The organism is Kitasatospora sp. NPDC091335 (assembly GCF_044757205.1).
In the GTDB taxonomy this organism is placed as follows: Bacteria; Actinomycetota; Actinomycetes; order Streptomycetales; family Streptomycetaceae; genus Kitasatospora.
Window position 1 is genome coordinate 1 of record NZ_JBIVUM010000011.1, and the last position, 14,727, is coordinate 14,727.

Below are 14,727 nucleotides of genomic sequence, written 5' to 3' on the forward strand. Positions count from 1 at the left end.
CGCTGTTGAGTTCTCAAGGAACGGACGCTTCCTTCGGACTGCCTTCCAGCAGGCCCTCCGGGCTTCGTTCTTTCGTGTTTCCAGCTTATCAGATGGTTTCCGCCCCCGTTTTCCGGAGTTTCATTCATCGGATTCGCTTTCCGCTTTGCCGCCCCGGTCTCCCGCGGCGACTCCGGAACTGTACGGGGACCGGCCCGCCACATGCAAATCGTCCCGCCCTGCTGTCGCAGGACGGGACGATCCGTCGTCGGGGCACCGTCAGGCGCGGCCCATCTCCTCGGCGATGGCCTCCGCGAAGGCGTCGATGTCGGCCTCCGTGGTGTCGAAGGCGCACATCCAGCGGACCTCACCGGTGTGCTCGTTCCAGAAGTAGAAGCGGTAGCGCTTCTGGAGCCGCTCGCTCACCTCGCGCGGGAGGATCGCGAACACCGCGTTCGCCTGGACCGGGCGGACCACCTCAACGCCGTCGATCTTCCGGACCGCGGCCTCCAGGCGGCTGGCCATCGCGTTGGCGTGGCCGGCGTTGCGCAGGTAGAGGTCACCGGAGAGCAGCGCCTCGAACTGGACCGAGACGAAGCGCATCTTCGAGGCGAGCTGCATCGAGGTCTTGCGCAGGTACTTGATGTTGCGCACCCGCTCCGGGTTGAGCACCACCACGACCTCGCCGAACAGCAGGCCGTTCTTCGTGCCGCCGAAGGACAGCACGTCGACGCCCACGTCGGTGGTGAAGGCGCGCAGCGGCTGGCCGAGCGAGGCCGCGGCGTTGGCCAGGCGGGAGCCGTCCACGTGGACGAGCATCCCCAGCTGGTGGGCGTGCTCGGTGATCGCGCGGATCTCGTCGGCGGTGTAGAGGGTGCCGAGCTCGGTGCTCTGGGTGATGGAGACCGCGAGCGGCTGCGCGCGGTGCTCGTCACCGAAGCCCCAGGCCTGCTGGTCGAGCAGCTCGGGGGTGAGCTTGCCGTCCGGGGTGGGGACGGTGAGCAGCTTGATGCCGCCCATCTTCTCCGGGGCGCCGCCCTCGTCCACGTGGATGTGGGCCGACTCGGCGCAGACCACCGCGCCCCAGCGCGGGAGCAGCGACTGGAGGGCGACCACGTTGGCGCCGGTGCCGTTGAAGACGGGGTAGGCCTCGGCCTTCTCGCCGAAGTGGCGGCGGAAGACGTCCTGGAGGTGGGCCGTGTAGTCGTCCTCGCCGTAGGCGATCTGGTGACCGCCGTTGGCCAGGGCTATCGCGGCGAGTACCTCCGGGTGCACGCCGGCGTAGTTGTCGCTGGCGAAGCCGCGGACGGCGGGGTCGTGCCGCCGTACCGCGTCCGTACGGGTGAGGTCGGTCATCGGGCTGTCAGCCACAGGTGCTGTCCGTTCAGTTCTGCTGCGGGGCGGTCCCAGAGGCCCGCCAGGTGGTCGGCGAGGTCAGCGGTGTCGGTGAAGCCGGCGAACTTCGCCTCCGGCTTCTCGGCCCGCATCTCGGGGCTGACCAGCGCCTTGATGACCAGGATCGCAGCCGCCGCGGTGGGCTCGCCGTCGGGGGCCGTGGTCTCCTTCTTGAAGGAGTCGGCCATGGCGAGGGTCCACGCCTCGGTGGCGGCCTTGGCGGCCGCGTAGGCGGCGCCGCCGGCGGTGGGCTTGTGCGCGGCCGCGGCGGAGATCATCGCGTAGCGGCCGGCGGTGCTGCGCAGCAGCGCGGGTTGGAAGGCCAGCGAGGTGTGCTGGAGGGTGCGCACGACGGTGTCGTGCAGGAAGTCCCAGTCGTCCAGCCGGGTGTCGAAGAAGGACTTGCCGCCGCGCCAGCCGCCGACCAGGTGGAACAGGCCGTCCACGTGGCCGTGCTCGGACTCCAGGTGGTCGGCCCAGTCGTGGACCTCCTGCGGGTCGAGCAGGTCGATCACCTGGCCGCTGACCTTCGCTCCGCGGACGGCCACCCGCGTGGCGTCCAGGGCGGACTCCAGGCGCTGGGCGTCGATGTCGGCGCCGATCACGGTGGCGCCGCCGGCGGTGAGGCGGCGCAGCACGGCGCGGCCGGCCGGGCCGCTGGCTCCGGCGACGGCGATGACCTTGCCGGCCAGCGGGGCGTTGGTGGAGGTGGTCACGCGGCAGCTCCCTGGGTGCTGGTACCGGTGATACCGGCGGTGGAGGCGATGACGCCGCTCAGCTTCTTGTTGAGGGCCTCGTAGAACATGCTCAGCGGGAACTCGTCCGGGAGCACGGCGTCGCACAGGGCCTTGTTGAGGGCCTTGCCGTCGGTGATGTCGAGCGGGAGGGCCTCGGAACCCTTCGCCCAGGTGGAGGCGGGGTGCGGGGTGAGGTACCGGGAGACCAGCTCGTAGGCGGCGATCCAGTGGGCCGGCTTGGGCCGGTCGATGCCGTCGCGGTACAGCTTCTCGATGTCGCCGCAGAGCGCGTTGGTGACCTGCTGGGCGCGCTCCCAGTCGATGCTGAGGCGGTTGTCGCGCCAGCTCAGGGCCTCGTGCTTGTGCAGGTAGGCGAAGAGCAGCTGGCCGCCGAGGCCGTCGTAGTTGCGCACCCGGTCGCCGGAGACAGGGAAGCGGAACAGGCGGTCGAAGAGGACCGCGTACTGGACGTCGCGGGCGTGCGGGTTGCCCTCGGACTCCAGCTGCACCGCCTCCTTGAAGGTGGTGAGGTCGCAGCGGAGCTCCTCCAGGCCGTACATCCAGAACGGGCTGCGCTGCTTGATCATGAAGGGGTCGAACGGCAGGTCGCCGTGGCTGTGGGTACGGTCGTGGATCAGGTCCCACAGGACGAAGGTCTCCTGCGCGCGCTGCTGGTCCTGGAGCAGGCCCTCGGCGTCGGCCGGGATCTCCAGGCCCAGCTGCCGGACGGCGCTGGTGGAGACGGCGCGGAAGCGGGCGGCCTCGCGGTCACAGAAGATGCCACCCCAGGTGAAACGTTCCGGCGCCTTGCGCACGGCGACCGTCTCGGGGAAGAGCACGGCGGAGTTGGTGTCGTAGCCGGCGGTGAAGTCCGTGAAGGTGATCGGCACGAACATCGGGTTGTCGAAGCGGGTGCGCTCCAGCTCGGCCAGCCAGTCGGGCCACACGACGCTCAGCAGGACGGCTTCCAGGTTGCGGTCCGGGTTGCCGTTCTGGGTGTACATCGGGAAGACGACGAGGTGCTCCAGGCCGTCCTCGCGCTGGTCGGCGGGCTGGAAGGCGAGCAGCGAGTCCAGGAAGTCGGGCTCGCGGTAGCCGGTGTCGGCCCACTTGGCGAGGTCCGCGTCGACGGCGTCCAGGTAGGCGGCGTCGTGCGGGAAGTTCGGGGCGAGTTCCTTGACCGCGGTGCGGACGCTGGCGACCAGCGGGTCGACGGTGTGCCGCTGGACGGCGGCCAGGTCGATCGAGCCGTCCTTGGACTGCAGCGGGCGCAGCGTCTCGACGGCCTCCTTCAGGCGCAGCCAGGCCGGGTGGCCGGCGAGGGTCGAGACCGGGGCGTCGGCCGCCGCAGCGAGCCTTGGCGAAAGATTCTGCATCGTGGACTCACTTCGACAGGAGTTATTTCAACGAGGCCACCATAAGTACGAAAGGTTCTCCTGTTCAAGGGGGTCAGGACCGGCAAAGTTCCGGCGCGCCGCCGCTCCGGGGACGAAACCTCCGGCGGGAGGCGGGTCGTCCGACATGTGGACACTGATCTGGATGATCTGGACAGATGCGCCGCTCTGATGCGAACCTCCCCGCATGCTCCCGGCGGTGATCACGGTGGCCGAACGCCACGACAGCCCGTTCCGGGCGCCCTCCCGTCGGCACGTCCGCCGTCGCGCGCGCGGCCTCTGTTGCCGCTGTCGCCGCTGTTGTTGACCGGTTGCCGCCGACCCGGCTGCCGCCGGTCCGGCTCGGGGGGGCGCCGCGGACGCGGGCCCGTACGCCGACCATGCCGTGTGTGTTCCGGCGCCGCCACCGGGGGAAGTGACCCGCCGGGATCCGGCCCGCCTCGCCGCGCCCTCCCGTGCCGCCGCCCTTTCCCCGTCCCGCCCGGTCCTTCCCCTGGAGCCCGCCATGACCCTCCGCAAGCCGTCCGCCGTACTGCCCATCGCCGCGCTGGTCGCCGCCGCCGCGGTGCTGACCGCCTGCGCTCCGCAGGACTCCAAGTCCGACGCCGCCTCCGGTTCCTCGGGCGCGGCCGGGACGGCGGCGGGCTGCGCGCCGGGGGCGCTGGCGACGCGCACGGGCGGGACGCTGACCGTCGGCACCGACAAGCCCGCGTACGACCCGTGGTTCTCCGAGGACAAGCCGGAGAACGGCAAGGGCTTCGAGTCCGCCGTGGCCTACGCGGTCGCCGAGAAGCTGGGCTATCCCAAGGAGAAGGTCAGCTGGGTGGTGGCACCGTTCAACAAGGCGACCGCGCCGGGCGCCAAGGACTTCGACTTCGACATCAACCAGGTGTCCGTCAGCGACGAGCGCAAGCAGGCGGTCGACTTCTCCTCCGGCTACTACGACGTGCGCCAGACCGTCATCGCGCTGAAGAACTCCAAGGCGGCGGGCGCCAAGAGCATCGCCGACCTCAAGACCACCAAGCTCGGCGCGCAGGTCGGCACCACCAGCCTGGACACCATCACCGACACCATCAAGCCGAGCACCCAGCCCGCCGTCTTCGACTCCAACGACCTGGCCAAGGCCGCGCTGAAGAACGGCCAGATCGAGGCCCTGGTCGTCGACCTGCCGACCGCCTTCTACATCACCGGCGCCGAGGTTCCCGAGGCCCAGGTGGTCGGCCAGTTCGAGGCGGGCGCGCGGGCCGAGCAGTTCGGCCTGGTGCTGGACAAGGGCTCCAAGCTGACCGGCTGCGTCTCCCAGGCGGTGGACGCGCTGCGCGCCGACGGCACGCTGGCGAAGCTGGAGAAGCAGTGGCTCTCCGACGCCGTCTCGGCGCCGGTGCTGAAGTGAGCGCTGACCTGGGCCCCGAGCTGAGCGGGGAGACACCGGACACCGCGCCGGCGGAACTCACCAAGACCTCGGCGGCGCGGGCCGGGGCGCCCACTGCACGGACCGGGAAGCAGGCTGCACGGGCCGGGGCCCCGGAGGCGGAGGGCGGCTACCGCCCCTCCGAGCGGCGGCTGGCACACGAGGCGTACCGGCGGTCCCGGGCCCGCCGTTCGGCGCTGATCGCCACCGCGTCGACCCTGGCGACGGCCGTCGTGCTCTACCTACTGGTCGTCAACTCCCCCGGTTGGGAGGTGACTCGGCGCACCTTCTTCAACCTCGACTACGCCCGTCAGGCGCTGCCCGAGGTGTTGAAGGGGCTGCGGCTCAACCTGGAGCTGATGCTCGGCTGCGGGGCGCTGATCCTGGTGTTCGGGCTGCTGCTGGCGGTGTTGCGGACGCTGCGCGGGCCGGTCTTCCTGCCGGTGCGGCTGCTGGCCACCGCGTACGTGGACTTCTTCCTCGGACTGCCGATGATCATCTGCCTGCTGGTGATGATCACCGGGGTGCCGGCGCTGCGGCTGACCGGAGTCACCACCGATCCGCTGCTGCTGGGCGGGGCCGCGCTGGTGCTGACGTACTCGGCGTACGTGTCGGAGGTGTTCCGATCCGGCATCGAGTCGGTGCACCCGAGCCAGCGCGCCGCGGCCCGCTCGCTGGGGCTGACCAACGCGCAGGCGATGCGGTACGTGGTGCTGCCGCAGGCCGTCCGAAGGGTCGTACCGCCGCTGCTCAACAACCTGGTGAGCCTTCAGAAGGACACCGGGCTGGTCTCGATCGGCGGCGCGATCGACGCGGTGTACGCGGCGAAGATCATCGCGGCCCGGTCCTTCAACTTCACGCCGTACCTGATCGCTGGGCTGGTGTTCATCGTGCTGACCATTCCGCTCACCCGGTTCGCCGACTGGCTGACCGCCCGGACGAACCGCCGCCGGCTCCAGGGCGGTGCGGTGTGACGGCGAGCGAGGTGCTCCGGCTGGAGTCGGTGCGCAAGACCTTCGGCGGCCAGGTGGTGCTGCGCGGCGTGGACCTCGCCGTGGCCGAGCACTCGGTGACGGCACTGATCGGGGCGTCCGGCTCCGGCAAGTCCACCCTGATGCGGTGCGTCAACCTGCTGGAGGGGATCGACGACGGGGCGATCTTCCTGGACGGCGAGGAGATCACCGATCCGCGTGCCGACGAGGACGCCGTGCGGCGGCGGATCGGTGTGGTGTTCCAGTCGTACAACCTGTTCCCGCACCTGACGGTGCTGGAGAACATCACGCTCGCGCCGCGCCGGGTGCACCGGGTCGCCCGGGCCGAGGCGGAGGCACGGGCGCTGGAACTGCTCGACCGGCTCGGGCTGGCGGCCAAGGCGAAGGAGTACCCGGACCGGCTCTCCGGCGGGCAGCAGCAGCGGGTCGCCATCGTGCGCGCGCTGGCCACCGGGCCCCGGCTGCTGCTCCTGGACGAGATCACCGCGGCGCTCGACCCGGTGCTGGTCGGCGAGGTGCTGTCGGTGGTGCGGGACCTCAAGGAGCAGGGGATGACGATGGTCATCTCCACCCATGAGATGGGCTTCGCCCGCGAGGTGGCCGACCGGGTCTGCTTCCTGGACGACGGAGTGGTGCTCGAACAGGGGGCGCCGGAGCAGGTGTTCGGCGATCCGCAGGAGGAGCGGACCCGGCAGTTCCTCAGCCGGGTGGTCGCCTCGGGGCGGCTCCAGGGCTGAGGCCTCCGCGACGGTCGGGCGGGCGCGGACGGGGCCGGCCACGGGTGGGCCGGGGCGAGGTGGGCGCGGCGAGGTGGGCCCGGCGAAGTGGGCCGGGGCGGGCTGGGGTGCGGGCCGGTGCGCGGTCGGGGCTTTCGCAACGGTGGCACCACTGTGCGCCCCTGTGTGCGCCCTGGCAGCGCCCGGCCGGGTGCGGTGATCGTGGACCGGACGACCGTCGCCGCGCGCGGAGGATCGGCGGACGGATGGCAGTCGGCAATAACAGATGACAGATGACAGATGACAGATGACAGATTTCATCATCTGTCACCTGTCAGTTGTCTGCCGTCCGCTGTTCGCCGCCCTCCGTCGCCCATCGCCCCGGGAGGCCGCCGTTGCACGGACCCACCCTGGTCAACTGGCTCCTCGCCCTCCTCACCGCAGGCGCCGGCGCCTCCTGTCTGGTCAGGCTCGGCCACTCCCCCTGCGCCCCGGGCGGCGCGCACCGGCCGCTCGCCCGCGAGTCCGACGCCGCCGAGGCCCTGATGGGGCTCGGCATGGCCGCGATGGCCGTCACCGGCGCCATCGTCCCCGCCCCCGTCTGGGCCGCACTGTTCGGCCTCCCCGCCGCCGCCTTCCTGTTCGCCGCCGCACACGCCCCCACAGGCCGGGCCCACCGGCTGCACCACGCCGTCGGCGCGCTCGCCATGACGTACATGGCCCTCGCGATGGCGGCCACCTCCGGCCACACTCACCACCACCACGACGCCACCCTGGGCCTCCCGGCACTGACCGGCATCCTCCTCCTCTACTTCGGCGGCTACACCCTCTGGGCCGGCAGCCGACTGCTGCGCACCCCGGCGGGCACCCTCGCGATCGGCACCGCCGGGCTGCCCCAGGCCTGCCGACTCACCATGGGCATCGGCATGTTCGCCATGCTCCTGACCATGTGACGGCCCCACCGGCCCCACCGCCCCACCCGGCACCCCGCCGGTCCGGCCCCGCCCGCCCCCGGCCCGCCCCCGTCGGGCCCCAAAAACCCGGCTCGGGCGTGGCGTTGGTCACTGGCCGGTCGAAAGCCGTTCCACCGGGCGTCGCCAGCGCATAGGTTGACGGGGAGCGCGTTGTCGCGTTCCGTGCGTACTCGGGGAGCCCATCGATGCCCGCCCTGATCGGCCTGTTGCTGCTCGGACTGCTGCTCTCGACCCTCGCGCCCAGGCTGCTGGCCCGGGCCCGCTGGGCGGAGCGCGAACCGGTGCTGGCCCTGCTGGTGTGGCAGTGCCTGGTGGTGGCCGTGCTGCTCTGCTGCGCACTGGGCCTGGTGCTGGCCGCCTCCGCCGCCCTGCCGGAGCTGCGCTCACTGGTGTTCGCGGGCGCGCCGCGCGGCGTGGAGGCCGCGTACGGCCTCCAGGACGCCGAGGGCTGGGGTCGGCTGTGTGCCGCGGTACTGGCGGCGGGCGGGGTGCAGACGGTGCTGGCGCTCACCAGGGAGGTCCGTACGGCCAAGGCGCTGCGCACCCGCCGGCACGCCCAACTGGCGACCCGCGCGCCCGAGTTGCCCGACACGATCGAGACCGCCCGGAGTCGCGGGGAGCGGCTGGTGGTGCTGGAGAACGTCCGCCCCGAGGCCTGGTCGCTGCCCGGCCCCGACTCCCGCCTGGTGGTCACCACCGGCGCCCTCCAGCAGCTGACCGACCGGGAGCTGGCGGCCGTGCTGAGCCATGAGCGCGGCCACGTCAGGGCCCGGCACCACTGGCTCCAGCAGTTCGCCCAGGCACTCGCCTCCGGCTTCCCCGGGGTCCGGGTGTTCAGCGCCTTCCGCGGCCAGGTGGCGGAGCTGGTCGAGCTGGCCGCCGACGACCGGGCCGCACGTCGGCACGGCCGGCACACCACCGCCCTGGCGCTGGCCGAACTCAACCTGGACCGCGGTGTGTTCGGCTCCTGCCCACCCGGCCTGGCACAGTCCCCGAAGCGGGTGGACCGGCTGCTCGTGGGCCGCCCGCGGCTCACCGTGCCGAACCGGCTGCGGCTCACCGTCGCGGCCCTCGCGGCGCCCGTCGTGGTCGTCCTTCTGGCCGCCGCGCCCGGGCTGCACTCACTGCTCTGAGACCGCTCCCACGCCGACGCGTGACCCCCGACGATCCGCCGGGCGGCCGGCCTGCCCGTCAGTCCGTGGGCGATCCGCAGGCCTGGCCTGGCTCGTCGCCGAGGGTCCGCCCCAGCACCTCGCGGTGGAGCGGCCTGGCCTGCTCGTAGCGCTCCCGACCGGCGTCGGTCAGGGTGAGCAGGACGCCCCTGCGGTCGCTCTCGCACATCGCGCGAGCGACCAGCCCGGCCTTCTCCAGCCGGGCGATCAGCCGGGACAGCGCGCTCTGGCTCAGGTGGACGGTATGGGCCAGCTCGCTCACCCGCACCGCGCGCCCGCCACCGCCCCCGCACTCCTCGACGAGGCGCTCCAGCACCTCGAACTCGCTCATGCCCAGCTCGTACCGGTCGCCCAGCTCACGGTCGAGCGTGCAGGCCGCGGCGGCGTGCCGGGCCAGCAGCTCGCGCCACTGCGCGACGAGACCTGCCTCCGCCGGGGAGTCGAGTTCAGCCACGCCGCCACCCTAGCACGTGCATCGTCAATTATTGCGTTCACATCTAATTCATTTGCATTGAATGCATGTGCATGTACTGTCCTCTCCATGACCACCGCGACCGTCACGTCACCCGACGCCCCGTCAACCAGCGGGCCGCACTGGACTCCCCGCCTCTGGGGCACCCTGATCGTGCTCTGCGCCGCCATGTTCCTGGACGCCCTGGACGTCTCCATGGTGGGCGTCGCCCTCCCGTCCATCGGCTCCGACCTGCATCTCTCCACCTCCACCCTCCAGTGGGTGGTCTCCGGCTACGTGCTCGGGTACGGCGGCCTGCTGCTGCTCGGCGGGCGCGCCGCCGACCTGCTCGGCCGCCGCCGGGTGTTCCTGGTCGCCCTGGGCGTCTTCGCCGCCGCCTCGCTGCTCGGCGGCCTGGTCGACGACGGCGCACTGCTGATCGCCGCCCGCTTCCTCAAGGGCGTCAGCGCCGCCTTCACCGCGCCGGCCGGCCTGTCGATCATCACCACGACCTTCGCGGAGGGCCCGGCCCGCAACCGCGCGCTGTCGATCTACACCACCTGCGGCGCCAGCGGCTTCTCGCTCGGTCTGGTCCTCAGCGGCCTGCTGACCTCGGTCGGCTGGCGCTGGACCTTCCTGATGCCCGTCCCGGTCGCGCTGATCGCCCTGGTCTTCGCCGTCCGACTGCTCCCCCGCCCGACCGAGGAGCCCGCCAAGGGCGGCTACGACGTGCTGGGCGCGATCACCGGCACCACGACCGTCCTGCTGCTGGTCTTCACCGTCACCGAGGCCCAGGGCGCCGGCTGGCTGAGCCTGCGCACCCTCGGCTCGCTGCTCGTCGTCGCCGTCCTGGCCGCCGCCTTCCTGCTGGTGGAGAGCCGCACCGCGCACCCGCTGGTCCGGCTCGGCATCTTCCGCAACGGCTCGGTCGCCCGGGCCAACGTCGTCGCCTTCGCGATGACCGGCGCGTACGGCGGGTTCCAGTTCGTGGTCACCCTCTACCTCCAGCACCTGCTCGGCTGGTCGGCCCTGGAGATGGCCCTCGGACTGCTCCCCGCCGCGGCCCTCATCGCACTCTCGGCACCCTTCATGGGCCCGATCGTGGACCGCTTCGGCACCGGGCGGCTGCTGCCGATCGGCCTGCTCTCGCTGGTCGCCGCCTTCGCCCTGTTCCTGCGGCTGGACGAGCACAGCTCCTACCCGGGCCTGGTGCTGCCCTCGATGCTGCTGCTCGGCGTGGGCTTCGCGTTCGCCTTCCCCTCGGTGAACATCGCCGCCACCGACGGCGTGGCCAACGAGGAGCAGGGCCTGGCCTCGGGCCTGGTGAACACCGCGATCCAGGTCGGCACCGCAGTGGTGCTGGCCGGGTCGACCGCGATGATCACGGCCGGCAGCGCGGGCGGCGACAGCCCGCAGGCCCAGCTGGACGGCTACCGGCCGGCCCTGATGTTCGTCACGGCGATCGCGCTGGTCGGCCTGGCGGTCGCCGCGGCGGGCGCCCTGGTGGACCGGCGCGGGAACTCAACTCCCCTACCGGTACCGGATCATGACGCCCCGCCGGCCGGATCGCCTACGGCCCGGACCGAAGTCCTGGCCCAGCGCTGACCCGCGGGCCGGCCCACGGCCGGCCTCCGGACCGTCGGGCAATGGCGCCGGCTCCACCAAACCCCCGTGTTGGTGGAGCCGGCCGTCTTCGTGGCCGCCGCCCGGGCAGCGCCCTCCGGGGGCGCGGTTCCACGGTGCGGCTGTCGGCTCCGCAAGTATATTGGCTCGAAGCCAACGAACGTTCGGAGCAGACACGATGGCACCTCGCGGGGATTCGGTCAATGAGGAGATGCGGCAACGCTCCCGCCGACGCATCATGCGGGCCACCGTCGAGCTGGTTGACCAGCGCGGTTACGCGGGCACCACGCTGACGGACATCGCCGAACGGGCCGGACTCGCCCGTGGACTGCTCTCGTACTACTTCGACGGCAAACGGCTGCTGATGCAGTCCGCGACCCACCGGATGATGCACCAGTCCCTGGCCGACGCGCTGGCGGGACTGCCCTCCGGCTCCTCCCCCGACACCCGGCTGGCCCGGGCGATCGACACCGTCCTCGGGCTGGCGCTGGACCACCCCCGGGTGATGCGCTCGCACCTGGCGCTGATCCTCGACCCGGACACCGGCGCCTTCGTCCAGGACCCGGAGCAGCAGCAGCTCGGCGCCATCCTCCAGAGGCTCCTGCACGACTGGGGCGCACCCGATCCGATCGCCGAGCACGCGGTGCTGCGCAGCGCGCTGATGGGCGGCTGCATCGGGGTGCTGCTGCCGGGCGCCGAGATCTCGCTGGCGCCGATCCGGGCCGACCTCTTCCGCCGCTACGACCTGGCCTGGGAACTGGGCCGCCCGCCGCAGCCGTCCCCGCCGGAACGCGAACGGCCGCCGGCCCGCGACTGACGGCGGGTGGGCGGCCTGGTGACCGGCTGCCGGGGGGCCTCGCGAGCGAGGGAGCTCACAGGCCCCGGGCGGCAGCGGCTCAGCGTTCCTTCAGGATCGAGGCGAGCAGGTCGATGGTGCGCTCCGGCGTGAGACTGTCCACGCAGAGCCGCTCCATGACCTGGATGTAGGCGTCGACGTCGTCCCGCTTGTCCAGGTAGAGCGCGCTGGTGAGCTGCTCCAGGTAGACCACGTCGGCGAGGTCCTGCTCGGGGAACCGGAGGATCGTGAACGCCCCGGACTCGCCCGCGTGAGCTCCGAACCGGAACGGCATCACCTGGATCACCACGTTGGCCTGCTCGGCGACGTCGATCAGGTACTGCACCTGACCGCGCATCACCTTGGGCCCGCCGACCGGCCGGCGCAGCGCGGCCTCGTCGATGACCGCCCACAGGCGCGGACTCGCGCCCTCGGCCAGCAGCTTCTGCCGACGCAGACGGAGGCTGACCCGTCGCTCCACCTCCTCCTCGCTGATGACCGGCCGACTCTGGCCGAAGACCGCCCGTGCGTACTCCTCGGACTGGAGCAGCCCGGGGATGAACTGCACCTCGTAGGTGCGGATCAGCTGGGCCGCCTCCTCCAGCCCGACGTAGGTCTGGAACCAGCCCGGCAGCACGTCGTTGAAGCTGTGCCACCAGCCGGACTTGTTGGCCTCGCGCACCAGGCCGAGCAGGGCTTCCCGCTCGATGCCGTCGTCGACGCCGTACAGGCTGAGCAGGTCGGCGACGTCGCGTTCCTTGAAGCTGACGCGGCCGAGTTCCATCCGGCTGATCTTGGACTCGGAGGCCCGGATCGCGTAGCCCGCGTCCTCTCGGGTGATGCCGCGCGCCTCACGGAGGCGGCGCAGCTGCGAACCGAGGAGGATCCGGCGGACCATCGAGCCGCCGCCCGGCTGAACTGTGGTCATGCGGTCGAAACCTCCACCTAGGGCAAACAGCGCACAGTCTGCCATCAGTTGAGCGCTCACGGTGCCGATACTGACGGATGTTCCTATCAGTTCCACACTCCACGCACCAGGATGCACGTGCATTCGGCGCTTGCATATGCCAATAGTGCGACTGCACGTGAATCGACTCTTGCATCTGCAGTGAGCGCACACCACCATGGTGCACGTGCACCTGCACATCCCTGGCAATCCCGCGGGCTCCGCGTCGACCCCACGCGCGACTCCGCGCACCGACCCGACGGCGTCCCCCGCGCCATCGGGCGTTCGAGTGCGCGCGCGCCTGGTCGAAGGGGCGGCCGAGCGGCCGAGCGAGTCGGAGGTGACCGGCATGACCCCGGCGGGTCCAGCCGTGTCCGCCCCCTTATGGGAGGAGCTCTTCATGAGCACCGGTACGGCTTTGGCGGTTGACCCCCATGTGGTCACCTGTACGCTCGCTCCTCGCTTTGAAGCCGTCAGAACCGCGCGCGACTTCGCCCGGATCACGCTCAAGCGCTGGGGCCTGACGGAACTGTTCGACGATGTCGCGCTGGTGGCCTCGGAACTCGTGACCAACGCGCTCCGGCACGCGGTCGGCGCACGGCCCGACCATGCGGGCGGCGTCCAGGGCGAGTACGACTTTCCCGTACAGCCGACCGCGGACGGCCGGCTGCCGATCCGAATAAGCCTGGTGCACCGCGCACCCCAGGTGGTCTGCGCGGTGAGCGATCCGAGCAGCATCGGCCCGGTCGCCCGGGAGGCGGACTTCGTCGCCGAATCGGGCCGCGGGCTTCACCTGGTGGAGTCGTTCAGCCGCTCGTGGGGCTGGCACCCGCTGGGCAGCGGCAAGGTGGTCTGGGCGCTGTTCGAGGCGGAGGCGACCGGCGGTTCCCCGCTGGACGGACATCCGGAACTCGGCGGCCGCTCACCGCTCGACGGTCCCGTCGAGGTCGGCGGCCGGCATCGGCGCTCGGCCTAGCCCGGGTGTCGCGCCCGAACCGGCACCGCGACTGGGACCGGCAGTGCGACCGGTACTGCACCCGGGACGGGCACTGCGGCTGGAACCGGGGATCGCGACCGGGGCCGGGGATCGCGACCGGGGCCGGCACCGCGCCCCGAGCGGGCCCCGCACCCGGGACGGGTGCCACGCCCGAAGCGGGCCCTGCGCCCAGGCACGGACTCGCGCCGGACCTGCGCGTGGCCGGCCGGGGGAAGCCCCGGGAGGACCACACTCCGGCCCCTTTCCCCAGGTCCCGCCGAGGCGTTCCGGCTCCCCCGGTCCGCGAGCGGTCACGCCCGCCGGACGAATCCGGGAAGGACGCCAGGAAGGGTGCCGGAAAAGACAAAGGCCGTCGTGGTGTCGGCACCCACGACGGCCCTCCGATGACGGAGCACGACGGTCGGTCAGACCGCCAGGTGGTCGAACTCCCCGTCCTTCGCCCCCAGCAGCAGGGCGGCGATCTCGGCCCGGGTGTAGATGAGCGCCGGACCGTCCGGGAATCGCGAGTTGCGCATCGCCACATCGCCGCCCGGCAGGGCCGCGAACTCGACGCAGTTGCCCTGGGAATTGCTGTGCAGGCTCTTCTGCCAGACCACCCCCCGGAGATCGGCGGCGGCCATCCCGTTGTAGGTGTCGTACGAGCCGTGCGTGTCCTGCGAGTCGTGCATAGAAGTCTCCCGAAGAGCTCCGGAGTTGTCGTCCAGCGCGGCGCCCCGGCACCGCCGAACGAACGGACCGGCCCCGTACCGGTCCGGCACAACGCCTCACTTGACGCGATGATAGCCGCAGTGCACGTGCATCAGCACGGGACGGTGCAGGTGCACGAGGCCTTTCATCCGCGGCCCCGAACTCTTCACGGGCCCTTCTCCTGACGGTACGTAAACGGACATAGCCGATGGAATCACCGGGCGCGCGATAACCGGCCGTGAGCACCTCCCCGCTGAATGTTGATCTTCGAATGCCGGGAGTCGCATCTCCGTGACCCTCTGTCAAGCCACCCGCGCACTGTGAGACATCTCACGCGCCACGGGCGCAACGCCCGCCCCCTCGGATCGCGTCGAGCAATGGCGAGCAATGCTGACGCCCACTCGGGGATCGGGCGAGG

Annotated in this window: 14 protein-coding genes; 8 read left to right on the forward strand and 6 right to left on the reverse strand. The window is 71.6% G+C overall.

The annotated features are described in order from the left end of the window. Positions 1-258 precede the first annotated feature (258 nt). Genes ACIQOW_RS22990 through ACIQOW_RS23000 form a run of 3 tightly spaced genes read right to left on the reverse strand, consistent with a single transcriptional unit; the run spans position 259 to position 3,487 of the window. Positions 259-1,335: a threonine aldolase family protein gene (locus tag ACIQOW_RS22990; protein WP_401088165.1), complete on the reverse strand. Its 1,077-nt coding sequence runs from the start codon at positions 1,333-1,335 to the stop codon at positions 259-261. Further along, on the reverse strand, positions 1,332-2,090 hold the full coding sequence (locus ACIQOW_RS22995) for an SDR family NAD(P)-dependent oxidoreductase (RefSeq protein ID WP_401087774.1): 759 nt from the start codon (positions 2,088-2,090) through the stop codon (positions 1,332-1,334). Before ACIQOW_RS22995 ends, ACIQOW_RS22990 begins: the two co-directional genes overlap by 4 nt. After that, positions 2,087-3,487, reverse strand: a complete 1,401-nt coding sequence (locus ACIQOW_RS23000) for a DUF6421 family protein (RefSeq protein ID WP_401087776.1) — start codon at positions 3,485-3,487, stop codon at positions 2,087-2,089. The genes ACIQOW_RS22995 and ACIQOW_RS23000 overlap by 4 nt, the downstream gene beginning before the upstream one ends. 523 nt (positions 3,488-4,010) lie before the next feature. Between ACIQOW_RS23000 and ACIQOW_RS23005 the strand changes: the two genes are divergently transcribed. From ACIQOW_RS23005 to ACIQOW_RS23025, 5 genes are all read left to right on the forward strand, one after another. Beyond that, positions 4,011-4,898, forward strand: coding sequence for an ABC transporter substrate-binding protein (locus tag ACIQOW_RS23005; protein ID WP_401087777.1), 888 nt, complete (start codon positions 4,011-4,013; stop codon positions 4,896-4,898). Between the two features lie 170 nt (positions 4,899-5,068). Continuing rightward, complete coding sequence (locus ACIQOW_RS23010) at positions 5,069-5,890, forward strand: amino acid ABC transporter permease (RefSeq protein ID WP_401088167.1); 822 nt, start codon at positions 5,069-5,071, stop codon at positions 5,888-5,890. Further along, positions 5,887-6,645, forward strand: a complete 759-nt coding sequence (locus ACIQOW_RS23015) for an amino acid ABC transporter ATP-binding protein (RefSeq protein ID WP_401087779.1) — start codon at positions 5,887-5,889, stop codon at positions 6,643-6,645. Before ACIQOW_RS23010 ends, ACIQOW_RS23015 begins: the two co-directional genes overlap by 4 nt. Positions 6,646-7,019: 374 nt before the next feature. Continuing rightward, on the forward strand, positions 7,020-7,577 hold the full coding sequence (locus tag ACIQOW_RS23020) for a DUF5134 domain-containing protein (protein WP_401087781.1): 558 nt from the start codon (positions 7,020-7,022) through the stop codon (positions 7,575-7,577). A 206-nt stretch (positions 7,578-7,783) separates the two neighbouring features. Then, the gene (locus tag ACIQOW_RS23025; protein WP_401087782.1) at positions 7,784-8,731 is read left to right on the forward strand and encodes a M56 family metallopeptidase; all 948 of its coding nucleotides are present in this window, start codon (positions 7,784-7,786) and stop codon (positions 8,729-8,731) included. A 58-nt stretch (positions 8,732-8,789) separates the two neighbouring features. On the opposite strand, the gene ACIQOW_RS23030 is transcribed toward ACIQOW_RS23025, so the two are convergent. After that, complete coding sequence (locus ACIQOW_RS23030) at positions 8,790-9,224, reverse strand: MarR family winged helix-turn-helix transcriptional regulator (RefSeq protein ID WP_401087784.1); 435 nt, start codon at positions 9,222-9,224, stop codon at positions 8,790-8,792. 87 nt (positions 9,225-9,311) lie between these two features. On the opposite strand from ACIQOW_RS23030, the gene ACIQOW_RS23035 reads away from it, so the two are divergent. Both ACIQOW_RS23035 and ACIQOW_RS23040 read left to right on the forward strand, forming a co-directional pair. Continuing rightward, complete coding sequence (locus ACIQOW_RS23035; protein ID WP_401087786.1) at positions 9,312-10,826, forward strand: MFS transporter; 1,515 nt, start codon at positions 9,312-9,314, stop codon at positions 10,824-10,826. Between the two features lie 229 nt (positions 10,827-11,055). Continuing rightward, positions 11,056-11,661, forward strand: a complete 606-nt coding sequence (locus ACIQOW_RS23040; protein ID WP_401087788.1) for a TetR/AcrR family transcriptional regulator — start codon at positions 11,056-11,058, stop codon at positions 11,659-11,661. 79 nt (positions 11,662-11,740) lie between these two features. On the opposite strand, the gene ACIQOW_RS23045 is transcribed toward ACIQOW_RS23040, so the two are convergent. Continuing rightward, on the reverse strand, positions 11,741-12,607 hold the full coding sequence (locus ACIQOW_RS23045) for a helix-turn-helix transcriptional regulator (RefSeq protein ID WP_188297256.1): 867 nt from the start codon (positions 12,605-12,607) through the stop codon (positions 11,741-11,743). A 418-nt stretch (positions 12,608-13,025) separates the two neighbouring features. Between ACIQOW_RS23045 and ACIQOW_RS23050 the strand changes: the two genes are divergently transcribed. Continuing rightward, positions 13,026-13,601: an ATP-binding protein gene (locus ACIQOW_RS23050; RefSeq protein ID WP_401087789.1), complete on the forward strand. Its 576-nt coding sequence runs from the start codon at positions 13,026-13,028 to the stop codon at positions 13,599-13,601. Between the two features lie 425 nt (positions 13,602-14,026). On the opposite strand, the gene ACIQOW_RS23055 is transcribed toward ACIQOW_RS23050, so the two are convergent. Next, complete coding sequence (locus ACIQOW_RS23055) at positions 14,027-14,290, reverse strand: DUF397 domain-containing protein (RefSeq protein ID WP_380699987.1); 264 nt, start codon at positions 14,288-14,290, stop codon at positions 14,027-14,029. Between the last annotated feature and the right edge of the window lie 437 nt (positions 14,291-14,727).

Excerpts from the sequence above, each read along its gene's own strand:
- ACIQOW_RS22990 (WP_401088165.1), bottom strand. The coding sequence starts at position 1,335 with ATGACCGACCTCACCCGTACGGACGCGGTACGGCGGCACGACCCCGCC.
- ACIQOW_RS23000 (WP_401087776.1), bottom strand. The coding sequence starts at position 3,487 with ATGCAGAATCTTTCGCCAAGGCTCGCTGCGGCGGCCGACGCCCCGGTC.
- ACIQOW_RS23005 (WP_401087777.1), top strand. The coding sequence starts at position 4,011 with ATGACCCTCCGCAAGCCGTCCGCCGTACTGCCCATCGCCGCGCTGGTC.
- ACIQOW_RS23025 (WP_401087782.1), top strand. The coding sequence starts at position 7,784 with ATGCCCGCCCTGATCGGCCTGTTGCTGCTCGGACTGCTGCTCTCGACC.
- ACIQOW_RS23035 (WP_401087786.1), top strand. The coding sequence starts at position 9,312 with ATGACCACCGCGACCGTCACGTCACCCGACGCCCCGTCAACCAGCGGG.
- ACIQOW_RS23040 (WP_401087788.1), top strand. The coding sequence starts at position 11,056 with ATGCGGCAACGCTCCCGCCGACGCATCATGCGGGCCACCGTCGAGCTG.
- ACIQOW_RS23045 (WP_188297256.1), bottom strand. The coding sequence starts at position 12,607 with ATGACCACAGTTCAGCCGGGCGGCGGCTCGATGGTCCGCCGGATCCTC.
- ACIQOW_RS23050 (WP_401087789.1), top strand. The coding sequence starts at position 13,026 with ATGAGCACCGGTACGGCTTTGGCGGTTGACCCCCATGTGGTCACCTGT.
- ACIQOW_RS23055 (WP_380699987.1), bottom strand. The coding sequence starts at position 14,290 with ATGCACGACTCGCAGGACACGCACGGCTCGTACGACACCTACAACGGG.